Origin of the sequence: uncultured Parabacteroides sp. (assembly GCF_905196875.1) — a bacterium.
Taxonomy (GTDB): Bacteria; Bacteroidota; Bacteroidia; order Bacteroidales; family Tannerellaceae; genus Parabacteroides.
Window position 1 is genome coordinate 35,821 of sequence record NZ_CAJJWO010000001.1, and the last position, 19,513, is coordinate 55,333.

General features: G+C 42.3%; 14 protein-coding genes and 1 tRNA gene. 7 read left to right on the forward strand and 8 right to left on the reverse strand.

Translation table 11 applies throughout. The annotated features are described in order from the left end of the window. The first annotated feature begins 12 nt into the window (after positions 1–12). Both QZ076_RS00120 and QZ076_RS00125 read left to right on the forward strand, forming a co-directional pair. Positions 13–1,449, forward strand: a complete 1,437-nt coding sequence (locus QZ076_RS00120; protein ID WP_293709182.1) for a Gfo/Idh/MocA family oxidoreductase — start codon at positions 13–15, stop codon at positions 1,447–1,449. A 7-nt stretch (positions 1,450–1,456) separates the two neighbouring features. Continuing rightward, on the forward strand, positions 1,457–2,596 hold the full coding sequence (locus QZ076_RS00125) for a family 20 glycosylhydrolase (RefSeq protein WP_293709184.1): 1,140 nt from the start codon (positions 1,457–1,459) through the stop codon (positions 2,594–2,596). Between the two features lie 147 nt (positions 2,597–2,743). On the opposite strand, the gene QZ076_RS00130 is transcribed toward QZ076_RS00125, so the two are convergent. The 4 genes from QZ076_RS00130 to QZ076_RS00145 form a co-directional block, all read right to left on the reverse strand. Continuing rightward, positions 2,744–3,505 carry a Fic family protein gene (locus QZ076_RS00130; protein ID WP_293709186.1) on the reverse strand — a complete coding sequence of 254 codons (762 nt, stop codon included), beginning with the start codon at positions 3,503–3,505 and terminating at the stop codon, positions 2,744–2,746. A 90-nt stretch (positions 3,506–3,595) separates the two neighbouring features. Further along, a tRNA-Ile gene (locus tag QZ076_RS00135) sits at positions 3,596–3,669 on the reverse strand. 80 nt (positions 3,670–3,749) lie between these two features. Next, a protein-coding gene (prfB, locus tag QZ076_RS00140; protein WP_293709188.1) for a peptide chain release factor 2 occupies positions 3,750–4,875 on the reverse strand; the annotation gives its coding sequence in 2 pieces (ribosomal slippage) (positions 3,750–4,811 and positions 4,813–4,875; 1,125 coding nt in all). A gap of 52 nt (positions 4,876–4,927) precedes the next feature. Continuing rightward, positions 4,928–6,736, reverse strand: a complete 1,809-nt coding sequence (locus QZ076_RS00145; RefSeq protein ID WP_293709190.1) for a long-chain fatty acid--CoA ligase — start codon at positions 6,734–6,736, stop codon at positions 4,928–4,930. A 220-nt stretch (positions 6,737–6,956) separates the two neighbouring features. Here QZ076_RS00145 and QZ076_RS00150 point away from each other — a divergent pair, with 220 nt between their 5' ends. Both QZ076_RS00150 and QZ076_RS00155 read left to right on the forward strand, forming a co-directional pair. Continuing rightward, positions 6,957–7,283 (forward strand): PadR family transcriptional regulator, encoded by a 327-nt coding sequence (locus QZ076_RS00150; RefSeq protein WP_075559891.1) that lies wholly within the window; start codon positions 6,957–6,959, stop codon positions 7,281–7,283. A gap of 12 nt (positions 7,284–7,295) precedes the next feature. Further along, positions 7,296–8,390: a PspC domain-containing protein gene (locus QZ076_RS00155; RefSeq protein WP_293709192.1), complete on the forward strand. Its 1,095-nt coding sequence runs from the start codon at positions 7,296–7,298 to the stop codon at positions 8,388–8,390. 212 nt (positions 8,391–8,602) lie between these two features. On the opposite strand, the gene QZ076_RS00160 is transcribed toward QZ076_RS00155, so the two are convergent. From QZ076_RS00160 to QZ076_RS00170, 3 genes are all read right to left on the reverse strand, one after another. Further along, positions 8,603–8,998: an HIT family protein gene (locus QZ076_RS00160; protein ID WP_293709193.1), complete on the reverse strand. Its 396-nt coding sequence runs from the start codon at positions 8,996–8,998 to the stop codon at positions 8,603–8,605. Positions 8,999–9,009: 11 nt separating this feature from the next. Next, on the reverse strand, positions 9,010–9,480 hold the full coding sequence (greA, locus tag QZ076_RS00165; RefSeq protein ID WP_028726457.1) for a transcription elongation factor GreA: 471 nt from the start codon (positions 9,478–9,480) through the stop codon (positions 9,010–9,012). A gap of 193 nt (positions 9,481–9,673) precedes the next feature. Next, on the reverse strand, positions 9,674–10,831 hold the full coding sequence (locus tag QZ076_RS00170; RefSeq protein WP_075559888.1) for a TlpA disulfide reductase family protein: 1,158 nt from the start codon (positions 10,829–10,831) through the stop codon (positions 9,674–9,676). Between the two features lie 203 nt (positions 10,832–11,034). Between QZ076_RS00170 and pnp the strand changes: the two genes are divergently transcribed. Further along, the gene (gene pnp, locus QZ076_RS00175; protein WP_293709195.1) at positions 11,035–13,266 is read left to right on the forward strand and encodes a polyribonucleotide nucleotidyltransferase; all 2,232 of its coding nucleotides are present in this window, start codon (positions 11,035–11,037) and stop codon (positions 13,264–13,266) included. A 215-nt stretch (positions 13,267–13,481) separates the two neighbouring features. Here pnp and QZ076_RS00180 read toward each other — a convergent pair whose 3' ends face one another. Then, a complete protein-coding gene (locus QZ076_RS00180) occupies positions 13,482–15,122 on the reverse strand; it encodes a fumarate hydratase (protein WP_293709197.1) in 1,641 nt (546 codons plus the stop codon). 123 nt (positions 15,123–15,245) lie between these two features. Here QZ076_RS00180 and QZ076_RS00185 point away from each other — a divergent pair, with 123 nt between their 5' ends. Next, complete coding sequence (locus QZ076_RS00185; protein ID WP_293709199.1) at positions 15,246–17,480, forward strand: trypsin-like peptidase domain-containing protein; 2,235 nt, start codon at positions 15,246–15,248, stop codon at positions 17,478–17,480. A gap of 304 nt (positions 17,481–17,784) precedes the next feature. Continuing rightward, positions 17,785–19,476: a hypothetical protein gene (locus QZ076_RS00190; protein WP_293709201.1), complete on the forward strand. Its 1,692-nt coding sequence runs from the start codon at positions 17,785–17,787 to the stop codon at positions 19,474–19,476. Positions 19,477–19,513: the final 37 nt, after the last annotated feature.

The window sequence follows — 19,513 nt, forward strand, 5'->3', positions numbered from 1 at the left end:
AATCTTATTATCATGAGTATAAATCGTCGTAACTTTTTAAAAGGATCTCTTTTCGGAGCAGGGGTGGCTCTGACCGGCTTTACCAGTTGTTCTTCCGTAGATCAATCAGAGGCTGAAGTCACTGTAAGAGAATGCGTAGAAAAAGGGAAAAATAGAAAACAACTGTTCAATATGTGCGGCTATGCCGCCGATCCTATTCCGGTTGTCCGGATCGGTTATGTGGGAATAGGGAGCCGGGGAAGCTGGGCCGTAACTCGTATCCTCAATATCAAAGAAATAGAGGTAAGGGGATTGTGTGATCTTCGGGAAGAGGCTGTGAAAAAGAACCAGGAGACACTTAAAAAATTCAATAAACATCCGGCAAAGGAGTATTTTGGAGATGAATATGCCTGGAAGAAGTTATGTGAGCAGGAAGATATTGATTTGATTTATATCGCTACTCCTTGGAAATGGCATACTCCCATAGCTGTGTATGCAATGGAATGCGGAAAGCATGTGGCAGTAGAAGTTCCGGCTGCAAAAACATTGGAAGAGTGCTGGCAGCTAGTTGAAACTTCTGAACGTACCAAAAAGCACTGTATGCAACTGGAGAATTGCTGTTATGACTTTTTTGAGATTTTAACGGTAAACATGGTTCAAAAAGGATTGTTCGGAGAAGTTATTCATGGAGAGGGTGCCTATATCCACGAATTACTGAGTGGCATGTTTGGAGAACCGGAATGGCCGGCATGGAGATGGGATGAAAATCATAAAAGTGGAAATCCCTATCCGACACATGGTCTGGGACCGGTATGCTGGGCTATGGATATCAATCGTGGCGACAAAATGGAATATCTGACTTCCATATCAACCGATGATTTCATGATGGGAGCAAAAGCGAAGGAATTGGCGGCTAAGAATGATTATTATAAACCGATGGCGGCAATGAAATATAGAGGCAATATGAACACAACGACTGTTCGTACAGCAAAAGGTAAAACAATTATGATCCAACATGATGTAAGTACTCCTCATCCTTACGATCGTTTGCATGTACTGACTGGAACAAAAGGTTCTTGCCGTAAATATCCCGAACCTGGCAAAGTTGCATTTGGGCACGATTATATTTCGCAAGAGAAAATGGCAGAACTGGAAGAACAATATACTCCAGAAGTTGTTAAACACATTTCTGAAGTTGCCAAAATCATAGGAGGTCATGGAGGTATGGATTTTATTATGGATTGGAGAATGATCGATTGCTTACGTAACGGCTTGCCTTTGGATATGGATGTATATGATGCGGCAGCATGGTGTAGTATTACGCCATTAAGTTATTGGTCGGTAGCAAATCGCTCCAATTCAATTGATGTTCCGGATTTTACAGGAGGGTCTTGGAAAAAGAATCGTCCGGTGGATCTTTCTCTTCGTGGAGGTGGAAATACGAATGTTGTAGAACAACCGAAATCCTAAGTGCATTATGAATAAGAAAATTTGTTATCAGACATGTTTATTTTTATTCACGTTTTTCATGGGGGCTCAGGAGATATATTCACAAAAAGACGCTAAAGAGTGGAATAAATTACCGGTTAAAGCTCTTTTGCTAGCTCCTCCTGAACCAAGCCAAGTAAAATCATTCTGTCATTTTATCAGAGAAGCTTTGCCTAAAGAGGGTATTAATACCTTGGTTGTTCGATTTAAATATAGATATAAATTTGAGTCTCATCCGGAATTGGCAGATACATTGGCACTGTCTAAAAGTGAAGTGAAACAGATAGTACAAGCCTGTAAGGATGTGGGTGTACGTTTAATTCCTAAAATGAATCTGTTGGGACATCAATCGGAAGGAACACATGTAGAGCCATTACTTATCAAATATCCAGAGTTTGATGAGTCTCCTGGGGTTGATCCTCCTGTCCCATGGGTAGACGCTTACCCTCAGGGCGGATTCCTTTGTAAAAGCCTGTGCCCTCAACATCCGGATATATATAAAATTTTATTCCCTCTAATGGATGAGTTAATCGATGTTTGTGAGGCAGATGCTTTTCATGTAGGCTTGGATGAGGTTTGGATCATTGCCCATGAGAAATGCCCCAGATGTTTCGGAGGAGATCGGTCTGTAATTTATGCCGAACATGTGAGAAATCTTTATAACCACCTTAAGAGTAAAAGTTGCGAAATGTGGATGTGGGGAGATCGACTGATCGATGGAAAAACAACGGGACTAGGAGCATGGCAAGCCAGTTTGTCTGATACACATAGGGCTATTGATTTGATCCCGAAAGATATAATGATTTGTGATTGGAAATATGAAGATGCTCCGCCTACACCTGAATATTTTGCCATAAAAGGATTTAATGTATTGGTCAGTACATTTTGGAAATCTGATGTTGCCGTAGAGCAACTGAAAATGTTGGAAATGGTACGAAGAAACGGAGCTAAAGAAAGTTATTCTCCTATCCTGTCATCTAGGATGCAAGGAATATTCGCTACGTCTTGGGAACCCGCCGAAAATTTTATAAATACTTATTACGGTCGACCGGCTAAGCGGGATAGCAAAGCAGCAAAAGCTTTTAAAACTATAATGGAGTATGTTCGAGTTTCCGAAAATAAGGACTGACTAGAATGTGAGATAAGCTGATAAAAAAGGAGCCGTCTAACAACCAAATCTTAGATAATCTCCTTTTTTAATTAGGAGGTTGTGTCAAAACGCTGGCACAACTTTTTTCGTTATTAATATACGAAGGGTTGGCTTGATGTGGAGGTTTCATTTTATAATCTGAATATACCGCTGCAATGCTTCTTTTTCAGCCTCAGCTACCAAGATATAAAAATCATTCGGTTCATGCTCCGTATGTGACTTTTCTAAAGCCTTATAATATTGCAATTTCTTGTCATTATCACCTTTCAGCGTAACAAGGGTATAACCATGCAGTAAAAGGTAAAGGTTCATCAAAAGACGGCATGTTCGCCCGTTTCCGTCGATAAACGGATGTATCCTGACAAGTTCGTCATGTAAGTACCCTGCTATTATTACCGGGTGTATGCCTTCTTTCTCCATTTGCTGAAACTTTAAAATAAAATCTTCCATTTGTTTCTCAATGAGATATGGTTGAGGTGGCATGTGAGTACTCCCCGTTATCATTACCGGCACAGTCCGATAACGACCGGCATTCTCCCGGTTAATGCCATGCAGCACGATAGCGTGGATTTCCTTAATTGTCCGCTCGCTTATCTCTATCTTCTGCTGGGCAATATCTTTGATAAAATCGATAGCCTGCGCATGGTTGATAGCTTCCAGGTGTTCTCGCATAGATTTACCGGATATGGTTACGCCCTCATTCACAACAAGGGCCGTCTCCTGCAAGGTAAGCGTATTTCCTTCTATTCGGTTACTTTCATAGGTATACTCCATTTCAAGAGCATCCTCGATCTTTTTCAAGGCTTCCGGGGGCAATGGACGTAAAGTAGACAGTTCCGCTTTAAGAGAATCCACTTCTTGTAATACGATACTTAGATCTTCAATCATGATTATTCGATTTTAATGTTGATGCTTTTCCCAGTACAACAAAACAAAAAAGGCTTTGCAGTCACCTACAAAGCCTTCATTTTCCACCGGTGGTCCCACTTGGGCTTGAACCAAGGACTCCCTGATTATGAGTCAGGTGCTCTAACCAACTGAGCTATAGGACCGGTATTTCAGAGGGTTACTCTGAAATCGGGTGCAATATTACGACATTTAATCGGATTTTGCAAGTATTCTCGTGAAAACTTTACTTTTCAGCAGCTTCCTCACCACCAAATTCCATCAGATAAGCCTTGATGAATTCGTCGATCTTACCATCCATAACACCGTTCACATCAGAAGTCTGATAGTTGGTACGGTGGTCTTTCACACGTCGGTCGTCAAAAACGTAGCTACGAATCTGTGATCCCCATTCGATCTTTTTCTTACCGGCTTCGATCTTGGCTTGCTCAGCCATACGATGTTTCAACTCCTTATCATACAGGATAGAACGCAACTGACGCATAGCATTTTCACGGTTCTTAGGCTGGTCGCGCGTTTCCGTGTTTTCTATCAGGATCTCTTCCTCCTCACCTGTGTAAGGATCTTTAAACTGGTAACGCAGACGAACGCCAGATTCCACCTTATTTACATTCTGTCCACCGGCCCCTCCCGAACGGAACGTATCCCACGAAATTGCCGCAGTTTCAATCTTCACTTCGATCGTATCATCCACCAACGGAGTGACAAACACGGAAGCGAAAGAAGTCATACGTTTTCCCTGTGCATTATAGGGAGAGACACGAACCAGGCGATGTACACCATTCTCACTTTTCAGGTAACCGAATGCATAATCACCTTCGATATTGATCGTCACCGTTTTTATACCGGCTTCATCCCCTTCCTGTAAGTTGGCGATAGAGACTTTATAATTATTGGATTCAGCATAACGCAGATACATACGCATCAGCATAGAAGCCCAGTCCTGACTTTCGGTACCGCCGGCTCCGGAGTTGATCTTAAGGACACAACTCATTTGATCTGCCTCATCACGAAGCATATTCCGGAATTCCAGGTTTTCTACCAGTTCCAACGCCTTGTTGTAAGCTGCATCAACCTCAGCTTCAGTGATAATTTCCTCTTTTACATAATCATAAGACAACTGCAACTCTTCTGCGGCATCATGAACCTCGTTATAAAGTTCAATCCACTTTTTCAGTTCCCTCACTTTTTTCATCTGAGCCTCTGCTCGCTTGGCATCCTCCCAGAAACCGGGGTCCTGCGTACGCAATTCTTCTTCTTCTAACTGGATGGTCTTACCATCTATGTCAAAGATACCCCCTCAGCGCGAGCTCGCGCTCCAACACATTCTGTAGTTGGTCTGATGTTATCATACTCTTGTTCTTCTTTTAAATTTTGTGCAAAGATAGAAAATTAATCGTCAGTTTACTCTGCATACATAGCTTCAATCTGATCGGCATATTTCTGCAGGACAACCGGACGTCGTAATTTCAAGGTATCGGTTAGCTCACGCCCTTCCATAGTAAACGGTTGGGGAAGCAAAGTAAATCGTTTGATCTTTTCATAAGAAGCCAGGTTCTTCTGATGTTCTTCAATATGAGATTCTATCAGACGAATAATATCATTGTTGGTAACCAATTCTTCACGACAGCCGTATATTATACCTTTCTTCTCAGCATACTCTTCCAATAAAGAATAAGCCGGAACAATCAAAGCACTGACAAACTTACGCTGATCGCCGATAACAGCAATCTGCTCGATATATTTATCGCTGCTCATCTCCATCTCGATGGCCTGGGGAGCAATGTATTTACCGTTGGATGTTTTATAAAGGTCCTTGATGCGCTCTGTAAAGAACAACACATTACCTTCCAGGCGTCCGGCATCTCCTGTACGAAAAAATCCGTCTTCCGTAAACGAACGGGCGTTTTCTTCCGGCTTGTTATAATATCCAGTTGTTACCGTCTTACCTTTTACCAGGATTTCACCATTGCTTTCATCTATTTTTACTTCCACCCCCGGCATGATCTCACCGATAGAACCAAACTGGAAACCTATCTCCGGATAGAAACATACGGTTGCCGTAGTCTCACTCAAGCCATAGCCATAAACAATAGGGATATTAACAGACTGCAGAAATTCGTTCACTGTATCAGACAAAGGAGCCCCGGCCACAGGAAACAGACGTCCTCTTTCAATACCCAGCACCTTCTTCAACAAAGTGAAAACAGTCTTGTCATAAAATTTAAACTTGGATTTCAAGCAGAAAGGCGCCTTCAGTCCCTTATTCTTATATTCCAGATTATATAAACGTCCTGTTTCGATCGCATCCAGAAAGATCTTTTTCATAAAAGGAGCAGAAGAATTAATCTTCTCATGAACTCCCACATATACTTTTTCCCAGAAACGAGGCACATTACACATCAAGGTTGGATGAACCTCCGGTAATGTTTTCTGGATCTGCTTAGGGTCCTGATTGATAGCGATCTTCACACCTTTATGCAGACAATAATACGTCCAGGCCTTTTCAAAGATATGAGTCAAAGGCAGAAAACACATCGACGTATCCTTGTCGTTCACCATCGGCAGACGAATATCATGGATGCGCATCGCTTCCAGATAATTGAAATGATGAAGAATAACCCCTTTCGATTCACCGGTGGTACCAGAGGTATACATGATAGTTGCCACATCGTCGGGAGTAGCCTCATTTGTACGGATCTTTACAGTAGTCTCTGCATGTGCATTATCCCCCAAACGCAAAAAATCATTGAAATAAATGGACGTTTTATCGTCCGGATTCAATTTAACGGCAGAGTCAAATACCACCAGACGCTTTAACACAGATGATTCTTTCTGGACCTTAAAGGCATTATTATATTGCAGCTGTTCGCCCACAAACAAGGTGTGTATATTCGCATCATTAATAATATATTCTATCTGGGCCGGAGAATTAGTGGCATACATGGGGATAGAGATTACCCGGTTGCCATAAGCACCGAAGTCTGTAAACAGGCATTGGGGCATGTTCTGAGAATAAATACCAATCTTTTCCTGTACCTCTATTCCAAACTCTGCCATTGCTTTTGCAGTAAGCATTACATACTCAGAGAAATCTTTCCATGAGATCTTTAACCATTTCCCGCTTTCATTATCGCGGTATTTCAAAGCTGTACGCGAGCCATATTTTTCAGCCTGCTTATGAATTAATTCAGCGTAGTGGTAATAAACCATAAATCTTCTTTTTGAGTTGATACAACAAAAGTACGGCTTTCCTACTGAATAGCAACAGATTCCCTCCTTTTTTTACACACAATCGCTCTTTTTGTGCAAAAAGCATTCCCGACATATTACAGACACAACAGAAAAAGCATGTTAAAATAGAATAAACATAGTAGTATGTATTGCATAGTACATAGGCAATACATATATTTGCATCATAAAACTATAAGAGATGAATGCAGAGAACGTAAAATCACAAATGAGAAAAGGGACACTGGAGTATTGCATCCTCCTGCTTCTCAAGAAAGAGCCAGCTTACACCTCTGACATTATTCAGAAGTTACAAGAGGCTAAATTGATTGTAGTTGAAGGCACCTTATATCCCCTTTTAACCCGGTTAAAGAACAGCGAATTATTAAGTTATCAGTGGATAGAATCGACTCAGGGACCGCCTCGCAAGTATTATCAACTCACAGAGAAAGGTGAAGAATTTCTCGGAGAACTGGAAAACTCCTGGCAGGAACTAAACGAAACAATCAACCACATCAGAAACAATTAAAACAGCAAAACAATGAAGAAGACACTTACTGTTAATTTGGGAGGAACAGTTTTCCACATTGACGAAGATGCATATCAGCTATTAGATAAATATCTCTCCAATTTGCGTATACATTTCCGTAAAGAAGAGGGATCCGAAGAGATCATGAACGATTTCGAAATGCGTATATCCGAACTTTTTGGTGAACGGGTCCGTCTGGGTCATGAAGTCATCACGATCGAACATGTCGAAGAGGTCATCAACCGCATGGGAAAACCGGAGGAGATATTTGAAGAAGAGAAAGAAGATGAAAAAGAGACTACGGGTAAACGCGTATTCCAGGAACAGGTCATTACCGGTAAGAAAAAACTAATGCGTGATCCCGACAACCGGGTGATCGGTGGAGTTGCAGCCGGCATTGCCGCTTATATGGGGTGGGATGCCACAGCTGTCAGACTAGCTATGATCCTACTGCTCTTTATTCCTTTCGTACATTGGATGGCTATTTTATATATCATTCTTTGGCTGGTAATGCCGTTAGCAAGAACAGCTGCCGACCGATTAATCATGCGGGGAAAAAGCGTCACACTTGAAACCATTGGACAAACTGTTACAGACGGTTTTGAAAAGGTATCAAATAACGTAAACGATTATATCAGCTCGGATAAGCCAAGAAGTTTTTTTCAAAAAATAGCTGACCTGTTTGTTACAGTGTTTGGCTTCATCCTGAAATTCGGTGCTATATTAGCGGGTATTATCCTATTACCCCCTCTCCTACTCGTTGTATTCATATTATTCATTGTAACGGTCGCATTACTCGGAGGCGGAGCCAGTGTTCTGTATCACCTTTCACCGTTCGGAATGGATTTATATAACGGAGAGCCTGTTTATATGGTCATCATTGGTTGCATTGGTACTATATTATTGATAGGCATACCGGCAATCTCCCTGCTTTATGCCATATGCGGACAACTGTTCAATCTGAAACCGCTTCCCAATTCCGCTAAATGGACACTGCTTGTCTTATGGATAATTGCATTGATCGGTTGCGTGATCTACTTTGTACATGTTGGATTACCGGCTCTTACTCCTTATTTCTGGCAAAACGGTTACTCTATACATATATAGAAGGAAATAAAATGATTGGCGTTTAAAATGTGTGTTTAAAAAAGAAGGCCGCTCTGTCTCAGAGGGGCCTTTCTTCTAAGGTTAACAAATTTATGAGTAAAAACCACTAATGAATCATTTAAAAAACCACTATCTCCGAGCCCCTTGAGGTGACACAGAAATAGTGGTTACAAATATACGTATTATTTTCAATAAAAAAAGACTTTGACCAATTATTTGTACGCTATTCTTATCAAGGCGGCAATTGAAGATAATTCATCTTGACTTATTGTCAATTTTTCACCTCCAAAATACATATCCGATTCCTTCGTTATAGGGATCAAATGGATATGAGCATGAGGCACCTCCAACCCCATCACAGCCAGCCCTACACGCTTACAGGGAATAGCTGCTTCCTGAGCACGGGCTACACGCTTGGCAAAAGCCATCATTCGCCCTAACAATGCGTCTTCCAGATCAAAAATATAGTCAATTTCCTTCTTTGGAATCACCAATGTATGCCCTTTTGCAACCGGGTTAATATCCAGGAAGGCAAAGAATTCTTCGTCTTCCGCAACTTTATGGCAAGGTATCTCACCGGCCACTATTCTACTGAATATTGTTGCCATATCTTATTGTATTAAATTGAAATTTCCATTACTTCGAAAGTCATTAACCCTGATGGAACTTTGATTTCCACCACGTCACCAACTTTCTTACCCATCAGTCCCTGAGCGATCGGAGTGCTGACAGAAATCTTACCTTCTTTCAGGTTTGCTTCCGAATCAGAAACCAAAGTATACGTCATCACAGCATTGTTTTTCGTATTCTTGATCTTTACTTTGTTCAAAATCTGAACTTCGTTCGTTTGAACACGCGTTTCGTCAATCAAACGGGCGTTGGCCAACAAACCTTTCAACTGTGACAGCTTCGCTTCCATTATACCCTGAGCTTCTTTTGCAGCATCATATTCTGCATTTTCAGACAAATCTCCTTTATCTCTGGCTTCAGCAATCTGGGCAGAAATCTCAGGACGTTTCACGGTTTCCAAATAGTTGATCTCAGCTAAAAGCTTATTGTAGCCGTCTTCTGTCATATAACTAACAGCCATATTAAATCCTCCTAATTATTGATTATTAAATTAATATTTATACCACATATAAAAAAAGAATCCCGACCAACAACCTGGCCGGAACTCCTTTTTCTCTCTATTTAAGACTATGCAAAGATAACACATCTTTTCAAAATGCGCAAACCTCCGCAAGTGCTCTACAACATATAAATCTGATTGTTAGCACGATACATTAAAGTACAGCTTTCACATCTGCTTCCAGGGTTTTCACGTCATCCACACGTTTAACCAGGTTACCTTTGCGATCGAGTATGAAAATCGCGGGGAGTTGCTTCACGTTATACAATCCTGCAATCTGCGAATAAACCGACTGCGGATCACGCACGGTAACCCAAGGCAGGTTAGAAGCTGCATTTTTCCAGAAATGGACATCGGAATCCAAAGAGATCTGATAAATATCCAATCCCTGTCCATGATACTTTGTATAGAGCTCTCCCAAAGTCATATTCAGAGCCGGCGACCATTCTGCCTGATAAGCAGTAAAATTGATTACAACAGGTTTACCTTCAGCCACAGACGACAACTTCACCACTTCCCCTTTCAGGTTCGGCAGTTCAATATCGAGGAAGCTCACCTCGGTTGTTTTCACATTATCAAAGTTCACCGGACGTTGCGCACGAAGCACCTTCATCGACTGCAGTGTCAGATTATACAGATGCTTGGAACGGGGACTTCCCGGATAGAAATGGTCGTAGCTGGTTGCTACGGCACCATAAGCCTTCACATCATTCTTGTCATACAGGTCGAAGAACAACAGACCGTCAATCTGCTGGAATAATGCAAAATAAGCAGCAGTCGACATCGGTGCCGAGTAAATATATTTACGGGCAACATCTTTATAGGCCTCTGCCGTTTCCAGTATTCTTGCACGATAAGTCGTGTCTGCTATATGCTTATCTTCATATTCTTTACGCAACCTGCCGATAGCCTGATTAGCATCCAATTGCGCCAGGGTAATCGCTTTGATCGCTTTTGAATTCTCAGAACCTTCCACGGTATATGAAGTAGCAAACGTACCTGCATCAGCAGCAATCGTGATCGTCTCAACCGAGTCGATCGCAAAATTGATCCGCTGATTATTCAGGCGCAAGCGATAAAAATCAGGAAACGCCGGACGTTTATGATTGAATTTGAATTTACCGGCAGCCGTCAGCTTGACAGAGTCAAGAGTCTCGACATTCGATATACCAACGTTCTCCAGATACATGGTCTGCCCATCAGCTCCGGAAACAACTCCTTTCACGGTAAAATCGGATGCATTATTACACGCAGTGAATAACAGCATGCATATTCCGAAAACAAGCAGTAATTGTGCAGATATTTGTTTCATCATTTCTTCTTTACAATGTTCGTAATTCCGATGCAAATATACATTATTTTACAATTGTGGCACTATTATTCTCAAAATCTTCCCTTTATTTTTATAAAAAAGAACTTTTCTGATGTTTTTTATTTTCATTTTCATGCATTTACAGGTAAACTTTCATTACATTTGCACCAATTTTTACAGATAGAAAAATAAGAAAGAAGATTATGCTTAATCCAATTAACAAGACGATCGAGTTGGCTGATGGAAGAACCATCACCATCGAGACCGGGAAGTTGGCAAAACAGGCGGACGGTGCGGTTACCGTACGTATGGGCAACACAGTGTTGCTGGCTACTGTTTGTGCCGCAAAAGATGCAAATCCCGGTGTTGACTTTATGCCGCTGCAAGTTGAATACAAAGAAAAGTACTCCTCATTTGGCCGTTTTCCGGGAGGTTTTACAAAAAGAGAAGGAAAGGCTTCTGATTATGAAGTTCTTACATCACGTCTTGTAGACCGCGCACTACGTCCGTTATTTCCGGACAATTATCATGCTGAAGTATATGTAAACGTTATATTGTTCTCTGCCGACGGCGAAGACATGCCGGATGCACTGGCAGGTTTGGCTGCATCTGCTGCACTGGCCGTTTCAGATATCCCTTTCAACGGTCCGATCTCTGAAGTACGTGTAGCACGTGTAGATGGCAAATACATTATCAACCCGACATTCTCAGAATTGGAAAAAGCAGATATCGACATGATGGTTGCCGCTACAATCGACAACATCATGATGGTAGAAGGTGAAATGTCTGAAGTACAGGAGTCTGAAATGCTTGAAGCTATCAAGATTGCGCACGAAGCGATCAAAGTACAGTGCCAGGCTCAGCTCGAACTGTCGGAAGCATGCGGTAAACTCGTAAAACGCGAATATTGCCACGAAGTAAACGATGAAGAACTGCGTAAAGACGTACATGACAAATGTTTCGCAAAAGCTTATGCCGTTGCCACATCAGGTACAGACAAACACCAGCGCTTCGATGCTTTTGAAGCAATCATTGAAGAATATAAAGCCAACTTCACAGAAGAAGAACTGGCTGAAAAGGCTGAAATGATCGGCCGTTACTATCACGATGTAGAAAAAGAAGCTATGCGCCGTGCAATTCTGGACGAAGGTAAACGTCTGGATGGCCGTAAGACTACTGAAATTCGTCCGATCTGGATCGAAACAGATTATCTTCCGGGACCTCACGGATCAGCTGTTTTCACACGTGGTGAAACTCAGTCACTGACAACTGTTACACTCGGTACCAAAGCCGACGAAAAAATGGTTGACGACGTACTGAACCATAGTAAAGAACGTTTCCTTTTACACTATAACTTCCCTCCGTTCTCAACTGGTGAAGCAAAAGCATCACGTGGTGTAGGACGTCGTGAGATCGGCCACGGAAACCTGGCCCACCGTGCTTTGAAACGTATGATTCCGGATGAATATCCGTATGTGATCCGCGTAATCTCCGATATCCTCGAATCAAACGGTTCTTCTTCCATGGCAACTGTTTGCGCCGGTACATTGGCATTGAGAGATGCTGGTGTTCCGATGAAGAAACCGGTATCAGGTATCGCAATGGGTCTGATTTCTGAAAACAAAGGTAAGAACTATGCTATCCTGTCCGACATCTTAGGTGACGAAGACCACCTGGGCGATATGGACTTCAAGGTAACAGGAACAAAAGACGGTATCACTGCTACCCAGATGGACATCAAGGTAGACGGTCTGTCATACGAAATTCTTGAAAATGCATTGGCACAGGCAAGAGAAGGCCGTATGCATATCTTAGGAAAGATCATGGAAGCTCAACCGACAACCCGTGAAGACCTGAAACCGCATGCTCCTCGTATCGAAACGATGACAATCGGCAAAGAATTCATCGGTGCAGTAATCGGCCCGGGCGGAAAGATCATTCAGGGTATTCAGGAAAAGACAGGTGCTGTTATCACGATTGAAGAAGTTGACGGATTCGGTCGTATCGAAATTTCAGGAACCAACAAAGATACAATCGATGCTGCTATCAGATCTATCAAGGGTATCGTTGCAGTTCCGGAAATAGGCGAAGTATACGAAGGAAAGATTTCTTCTATCATGCCTTACGGTGCATTCGTTGAATTCATGCCTGGCAAAGACGGTCTGCTTCACATCTCTGAAATCGACTGGGCTCGTCTGGAAACAGTAGAACAGGCCGGTTTAAAAGAAGGTGATACTATTCAGGTTAAATTGGTAGACATTGATGCAAAGACCGGTAAGTTCAAACTATCACGTAAGGTGTTATTGCCGAAGCCGGAAGGTTACGAAGAACGTCCGCCGAGACCAGAAAGAGGTCCGAGACCGGAACGTGGTGATCGGGGTGACCGTGGTCCTCGTCAGGATCGTGGAGATCGCAATAACCGTGGCGATCGTTAATAGATAACTTTCTTATACATTATATAAAGAGCTATTCTTTCCGGAGTAGCTCTTTTTTTGCGCCCTTACAAAGTCAAGTATCATATATTGTGATACAACAGTTCCATAATATATGAGAATAAAGTATCATAATATATGATACTCCAGTTCACAACATAGAAAAACCTGCCTCGAACTAACGGAGCAGGTTCTTTACCTCTTATAATAAGTTTTTCTTATTTACAACCGGCACAACGAGGCTTCAGTTGTTTGAAGAAATCGTTGCCCTTATCGTCAACCAGGATAAAGGCAGGGAAGTCTTCTACTTCGATCTTCCAGATTGCTTCCATTCCCAGTTCAGGATATTCCAGACATTCTACTTTCTTAATGCTTTCCTGCGCAAGGATAGCAGCCGGACCACCGATACTTCCAAGGTAGAAACCACCATGTTTTTGACAAGCATCTGTAACTTGTTGGCTACGGTTACCCTTGGCAATCATGATCATGCTACCGCCATTGTCCTGGAACAGGTCGACATACGAGTCCATACGACCAGCAGTTGTCGGGCCGAAGGAACCGGAAGCCATTCCTGCCGGAGTCTTAGCAGGTCCTGCATAATAAATAGGATGATCTTTAATGTATTGAGGCAGACCTTCCCCTTTATCGATACGTTCTTTCAGTTTAGCATGCGCAATGTCGCGGCCTACCACGATCGTTCCGCTCAGAGAAAGACGAGTCGATACCGGATATTTAGTCAGTTCTTTCAGGATATCAGCCATCGGCTGGTTCAGATTGATCTTTACAGCATTACCTTCACCTGCCTTACGCAATTCCTCAGGGATCAGGCGACCAGGATTTGAATCCATCTTTTCGATCCAGATACCGTCTTTATTGATTTTACATTTGATGTTACGGTCCGCAGAACAAGAAACACCCATGCCTACCGGGCAAGAAGCACCGTGACGGGGCAGACGAACGATACGTACATCGTGTGCATAATACTTACCACCGAACTGGGCACCCAAACCGATGTTGTGAGCAGCTTCCAATACCTGTTTTTCTAATTCGATATCACGGAAAGCCTGTCCGCCTTCGTTACCGCTTGTAGGCAGGTTATCGTAATAATGAGTAGAAGCCAGCTTCACTGTCAACAGGTTCTTTTCTGCAGAAGTACCGCCGATAACGAATGCAATATGATAAGGAGGACAAGCAGCCGTACCTAATGTTTTCATTTTTTCTACCAGGAACGGAACCAGGGTAGCCGGGTTCAGGATCGCTTTTGTCTCCTGGAACAGATAAGTCTTGTTGGCAGAACCACCGCCTTTAGCTACACAGAGGAATTTATATTCCATACCTTCAGTAGCTTCGATGTCGATCTGTGCAGGTAAGTTACATTTGGTATTTACCTCGTCGTACATATTTAAAGGAGCATTCTGTGAATAACGCAGGTTTTCTTCCGTATAGGTTTTATAAACACCCAGAGAAAGAGCCTCTTCATCGCAATAGCCGGTCCATACATGCTGTCCTTTTTCACCGTGGATAATCGCAGTACCCGTATCCTGGCAGAAAGGAAGCTGCCCTTTTGCAGATACTTCCGCATTACGCAGGAAAGTCAATGCCACAAACTTGTCGTTGTCGCTGGCTTCCGGATCGCTCAGTATCTTAGCCACCTGTTCGTTGTGCTCGGGACGAAGCATGAAAGCCACATCACGGAAAGCAGCGTTAGCCATCGCTGTAAGTCCTTCTTTTGCAATTTTCAGCATCGGCTGTCCTTCAAATTCGGATACCGATACATAATCTTTTGTTAGCAGATAATACTCTGTTGTATCCGGTCCGAGTGGGAACGGTGCCTGATACTTGAAAGGAGGTGTTGCCATATCTTTATTATTTAATTATGTAATATTGGTTTTATAATTCAGAATGATCCGTTTTCGCATGGCAAACTTAGATAAAAATCATGAAATACGAGAGAGGTTTCGAAAAGAAAAACATATATTTGCATGAATATGAAAAAGCTGACCATATTTTTCACATTGTGCTTGCTCATAACCAACCACTTGACAGCACAGATCAGTCACGGAGGCAAACCTCTTCCGATGACGACAATCAACACCCGCTCCGGAAGTATATTCAAAGAAATGCCATCCTTTGATATAGAAGAGCAATTACGTATCGATTCACTGAACGAAAGCGATTTACGCAGCGGCTATCATTTCGCCTATAAGTTTATGACGGACTTTACACCGGAAAACTCAGGCACCAGTTTTACACTGGCCGACGGGACCCGTGTGTGGCGGTTAGGCATACGCTCGGCCAAGGCTTATTCCATAAATGTATTATTTACTGAATACGAGCTACCGGAAGGTGCCCAGCTTTTCCTGTACAATCCCGATCAGACACATATATTAGGTTCTTTCAATCATCTGAATAACTCGGAACTCGGAATATTTCCTGTTTCACCGGTACAGGGAGACGAGTTGATCATCGAATATCAGGAACCTGCCAATGCTCCGTTTCACGGAAGACTGAAAGTAGGAGAAGTCAACCACGATTATCGGGGACTGAAAGAATATGAACCTAAAGGTGACGACCCCTTTCTATGGTGTATGAAACCGTTAGCCTGTATACAACAGGAGACAGATAAATACAATGATATCGGACGCAGCGTCGTGCTGATCGTACTCAATGGAGAGACGGCTTGTACAGGTACATTAATTAATAACACAGAAAACGATGGTAAGCCATATATCCTGACAGCCTCCCATTGCCTGAACAAGCAATTTACAATTGAAAATCCGGATTATGAACAGATCGCCGGAACCATCGTAACTTTCTTCAACTACGAAAGTCCGCTTTGCGACCCTATAATGAGGGGGACGGAAGAGATGTCGATGGCTTCGACCTACTTCAGAGCGACCAACGAGAATACGGATATGGCTCTACTCGAACTATTGGAAACTCCACCAGTCTACTATCAACCTTATTACGCAGGATGGAATGCCAAAGACGAGGGAACAGCCCCCTATATCAATATCCACCACCCGAATGCGTCCGTAAAAAGGATCTCAAAGACTGATAATGTAATAATAGATTCTTATCCACAGTCCTTATTTGGAAAAAACGGACACTGGCATGTAGAGGAGTGGGCGGAAGGGAGTACTTACAGAGGTTCATCCGGTTCCCCCCTGTTCGACGACAATAGCCGGATAATCGGAGGCTTGTCCGGAGGATTTTCCTCCTGTTCGCAACCATACAACGATTACTTCTACATGTTAAGCCGAAGCTGGGATATATCTCCCGACCCGGACAAACAGCTAAAAACATGGCTCGATCCATCTAACCGCAACAAAGAACTTATCTGTAACGGTATCGACCCGTATGCAACAACACCAGCTATTCGCTTGAGCAATATCAGTGAAAGCGGTAAAACAAATACGATAGTAACTACCGCCCTCCCTTCACCCGGAAAAGGACCGGCTTTCGGTAACAACTCATTAGGTATGACCGAATTTACAGAAATGTATAAAACAACAGGGGATGCCTCCATTTTTGGTGCGTATATAGTTAATCCATCTATCGCCAACTCAAAAAATATCGATATAGAAATAACCGTTTACAGCGGAAGCAACAAACCGGAAAGACTTTTACATACCGAAGCTTTCAAACCGAAGTTCACTACATTCAAAGAGAAAGGTGAGTTATTTATCGACTCGCTTAAGCCTTTGAACCGCGACCAGGAGTCATTCATCCCATTCTCAGAATCGGTCACGGTATCCGGGACTTTCTTTATCGGTTATAAAATCAAATCTTCTACAGATGAGACCTTCTTTTCGGCATTTAATCTACCTAAAGGAGAAACCAGTAAAAACACTACCTGGATTCATTATAAAGAAGAATGGATCGAAGCGACCGCTCACCCGGCCTCCCCGATGAGCACGTCCCTGTTTATCGATCCGGTCATCCAATATAACACTACATCGGCCAACACATCCATAGAAAAAAGCAATCCTATCCGTATATTTACAGGATCGACTCAAAAAACAGTCTATATCCTGCTCCCTGAGAATATCAGACAAGCCCAATACTCAATGATTACGACAGACGGAAGAACGATACGGAGCGGAACGGTCTATACTGGCCAAAACACAGTCACAACACCCTCTGTCACAACAGGGATTTATCTGATACGAGTTACTTACAATAACGAAAGTTTCACGCAAAAGATATTATTTTAATCAAAAATACACAATAAGTGAGTCGACAACACCGCTCTATTGTATTGACAACGATATAGTAAATACAAAAAATTAACCTAATTATGTCAGGATTCCCGGTTAATGAATACCCGTAAATCCTGCTATTTATATCCGTTTCAGCAAAAAAGGGGACACGGATTCATTAATAAGTATTAATTAGAAAGATTTTATTGTATCTTTGCTATTCATAACAAAAAAATGCTTTAGTTTTGCACTTTGATGGCTAAGGGACAATTGGAAGAGAATATATAAACATAGTAACATTTTAAACTTACATCAAATTATGAACAAAAAGTTTTTATTGTCATTCTTCGTAATGGCAGCAATTTTAACCCTTTCTTCTTGTTCTAACAAGTTGAAACCGCTAGCTGAAGAGTATATCAAAGCTGAGCCGCAGCCGCTAGAGGCTATCGGAGGCAAAGTTCCGGTAACTATCAACGCAACATTCCCTGCAAAATGGTTCAATAAAAAAGCTGTTGTAACAGTAACTCCGGTTCTTCGTTATGCAGGTGGTGAAGCATGGGGAACATCCTACACTTATCAAGGTGAAAAAGTAAAAGGTAACAACCAGGTTATCCCGCAGAAAGAAGGTGCTAACGTAACTATGAAATCTGCATTTACTTACAAACCGGAAATGAAGAAATCAGAATTGTATCTGACTTTCGACGCAAAGATCAAGAACAAAACTGTTAAATTGCCGGACGTAAAGATCGGTGAAGGTGTTATCGCTACTTCTGAATTGGCTGACGCCGCAACTGCAACTGCTGCTATCGCTGCTGACAAATTCCAGCGCATCATCAAAGAAGCTCACGATGCTAACATCATGTTCCTTATCCAACAGGCTGAACTTCGTTCAAAAGAACTGAACTCTACAGCTATTAAAGATTGGAAAGACCTGGTTAAAAATGCAGACGAAGCTCCTAATCAGAACGTAGCAATCGAAATTTCGGCTTATGCATCTCCTGATGGTGGTGTTAAACTGAACACAGGCTTGGCAGAAAGACGTGAAGGCAATACTTCTAAGTATCTGGCTAAAGAATTGAAGAAAATGAAAGTGGATGCTCCGGTTGACGCACGTTACACTGCTCAGGACTGGGAAGGTTTCAAAGAATTGGTATCTGCTTCTAATCTGCAGGATAAAGACCTCGTATTAAGAGTTATCTCTATGTACCAGGATCCTGAAACAAGAGAAAAAGAAATCAAAAACATCTCTGTTGTATATTCAGACTTGGCTGAAACTATCTTACCTCAGTTGCGTCGTTCTCGTTTGACTGCTAACATCGAAATCATCGGTAAGTCTGATGACGAAATCAGTGCATTAGCTAAGAGCAACCCTGCAGAACTGAACATCGAAGAAATTCTGTATGCTGCAACTCTGACTAACAACGATGCTGAAAAGATGGCTATCTATACAAAAGCTTCTGAACTGTATCCTAACTGCTACCGCACTTGGAACAACATCGGTATGATGGCATTCAAGGCTGGTGACCTGGCTAAGGCTGAACAGATGTTCAACAAATCTAACTCTGTTAAGGCTAACAACGAAGCTAACATGAACTTAGGTCTTATCGCTCTGACTAAGGGTGACCAGGCTAAAGCTCAGCAATTGTTCGGTAACGCTGCCGGTGTAGCTGAATTAGGAGAAGCTCTGGGTGTTCTTTATCTGGAACAAGGCGAATATGCTAAGGCTGTTAACTCTTTCGGTTCTGTTAAGACAAACAACGCAGCTTTGGCTCAGTTGTTAGTAAAAGATTACAGCAAAGCTTCTCAGACTCTGAACGCTGTTGCTAATCCTGACGCTACTACTTCTTACCTGAAAGCTGTTGTTGCTGCTCGTACAAACGACGCAAACGGTGTTATCAGCAACCTGAAAGCTGCTATCGCTGCTGACAAAGCTATGGCTAAAGAAGCTGCTATCGATCTGGAATTTGCTAAATATGCAACTAACGCAGATTTCGCTAGCTTAGTTAAGTAATTAAGTTTACAACCTACATACCAAAGGCTGCTTCCAT

What these genes read in the sequence shown, in the direction of transcription:
- QZ076_RS00120 (WP_293709182.1), top strand. Translation starts at nt 13, where the DNA reads ATGAGTATAAATCGTCGTAACTTTTTAAAAGGATCTCTTTTCGGAGCA.
- QZ076_RS00125 (WP_293709184.1), top strand. Translation starts at nt 1,457, where the DNA reads ATGAATAAGAAAATTTGTTATCAGACATGTTTATTTTTATTCACGTTT.
- QZ076_RS00130 (WP_293709186.1), bottom strand. Translation starts at nt 3,505, where the DNA reads ATGATTGAAGATCTAAGTATCGTATTACAAGAAGTGGATTCTCTTAAA.
- QZ076_RS00145 (WP_293709190.1), bottom strand. Translation starts at nt 6,736, where the DNA reads ATGGTTTATTACCACTACGCTGAATTAATTCATAAGCAGGCTGAAAAA.
- QZ076_RS00150 (WP_075559891.1), top strand. Translation starts at nt 6,957, where the DNA reads ATGAATGCAGAGAACGTAAAATCACAAATGAGAAAAGGGACACTGGAG.
- QZ076_RS00155 (WP_293709192.1), top strand. Translation starts at nt 7,296, where the DNA reads ATGAAGAAGACACTTACTGTTAATTTGGGAGGAACAGTTTTCCACATT.
- QZ076_RS00160 (WP_293709193.1), bottom strand. Translation starts at nt 8,998, where the DNA reads ATGGCAACAATATTCAGTAGAATAGTGGCCGGTGAGATACCTTGCCAT.
- greA (WP_028726457.1), bottom strand. Translation starts at nt 9,480, where the DNA reads ATGGCTGTTAGTTATATGACAGAAGACGGCTACAATAAGCTTTTAGCT.
- QZ076_RS00170 (WP_075559888.1), bottom strand. Translation starts at nt 10,831, where the DNA reads ATGAAACAAATATCTGCACAATTACTGCTTGTTTTCGGAATATGCATG.
- pnp (WP_293709195.1), top strand. Translation starts at nt 11,035, where the DNA reads ATGCTTAATCCAATTAACAAGACGATCGAGTTGGCTGATGGAAGAACC.
- QZ076_RS00180 (WP_293709197.1), bottom strand. Translation starts at nt 15,122, where the DNA reads ATGGCAACACCTCCTTTCAAGTATCAGGCACCGTTCCCACTCGGACCG.
- QZ076_RS00185 (WP_293709199.1), top strand. Translation starts at nt 15,246, where the DNA reads ATGAATATGAAAAAGCTGACCATATTTTTCACATTGTGCTTGCTCATA.
- QZ076_RS00190 (WP_293709201.1), top strand. Translation starts at nt 17,785, where the DNA reads ATGAACAAAAAGTTTTTATTGTCATTCTTCGTAATGGCAGCAATTTTA.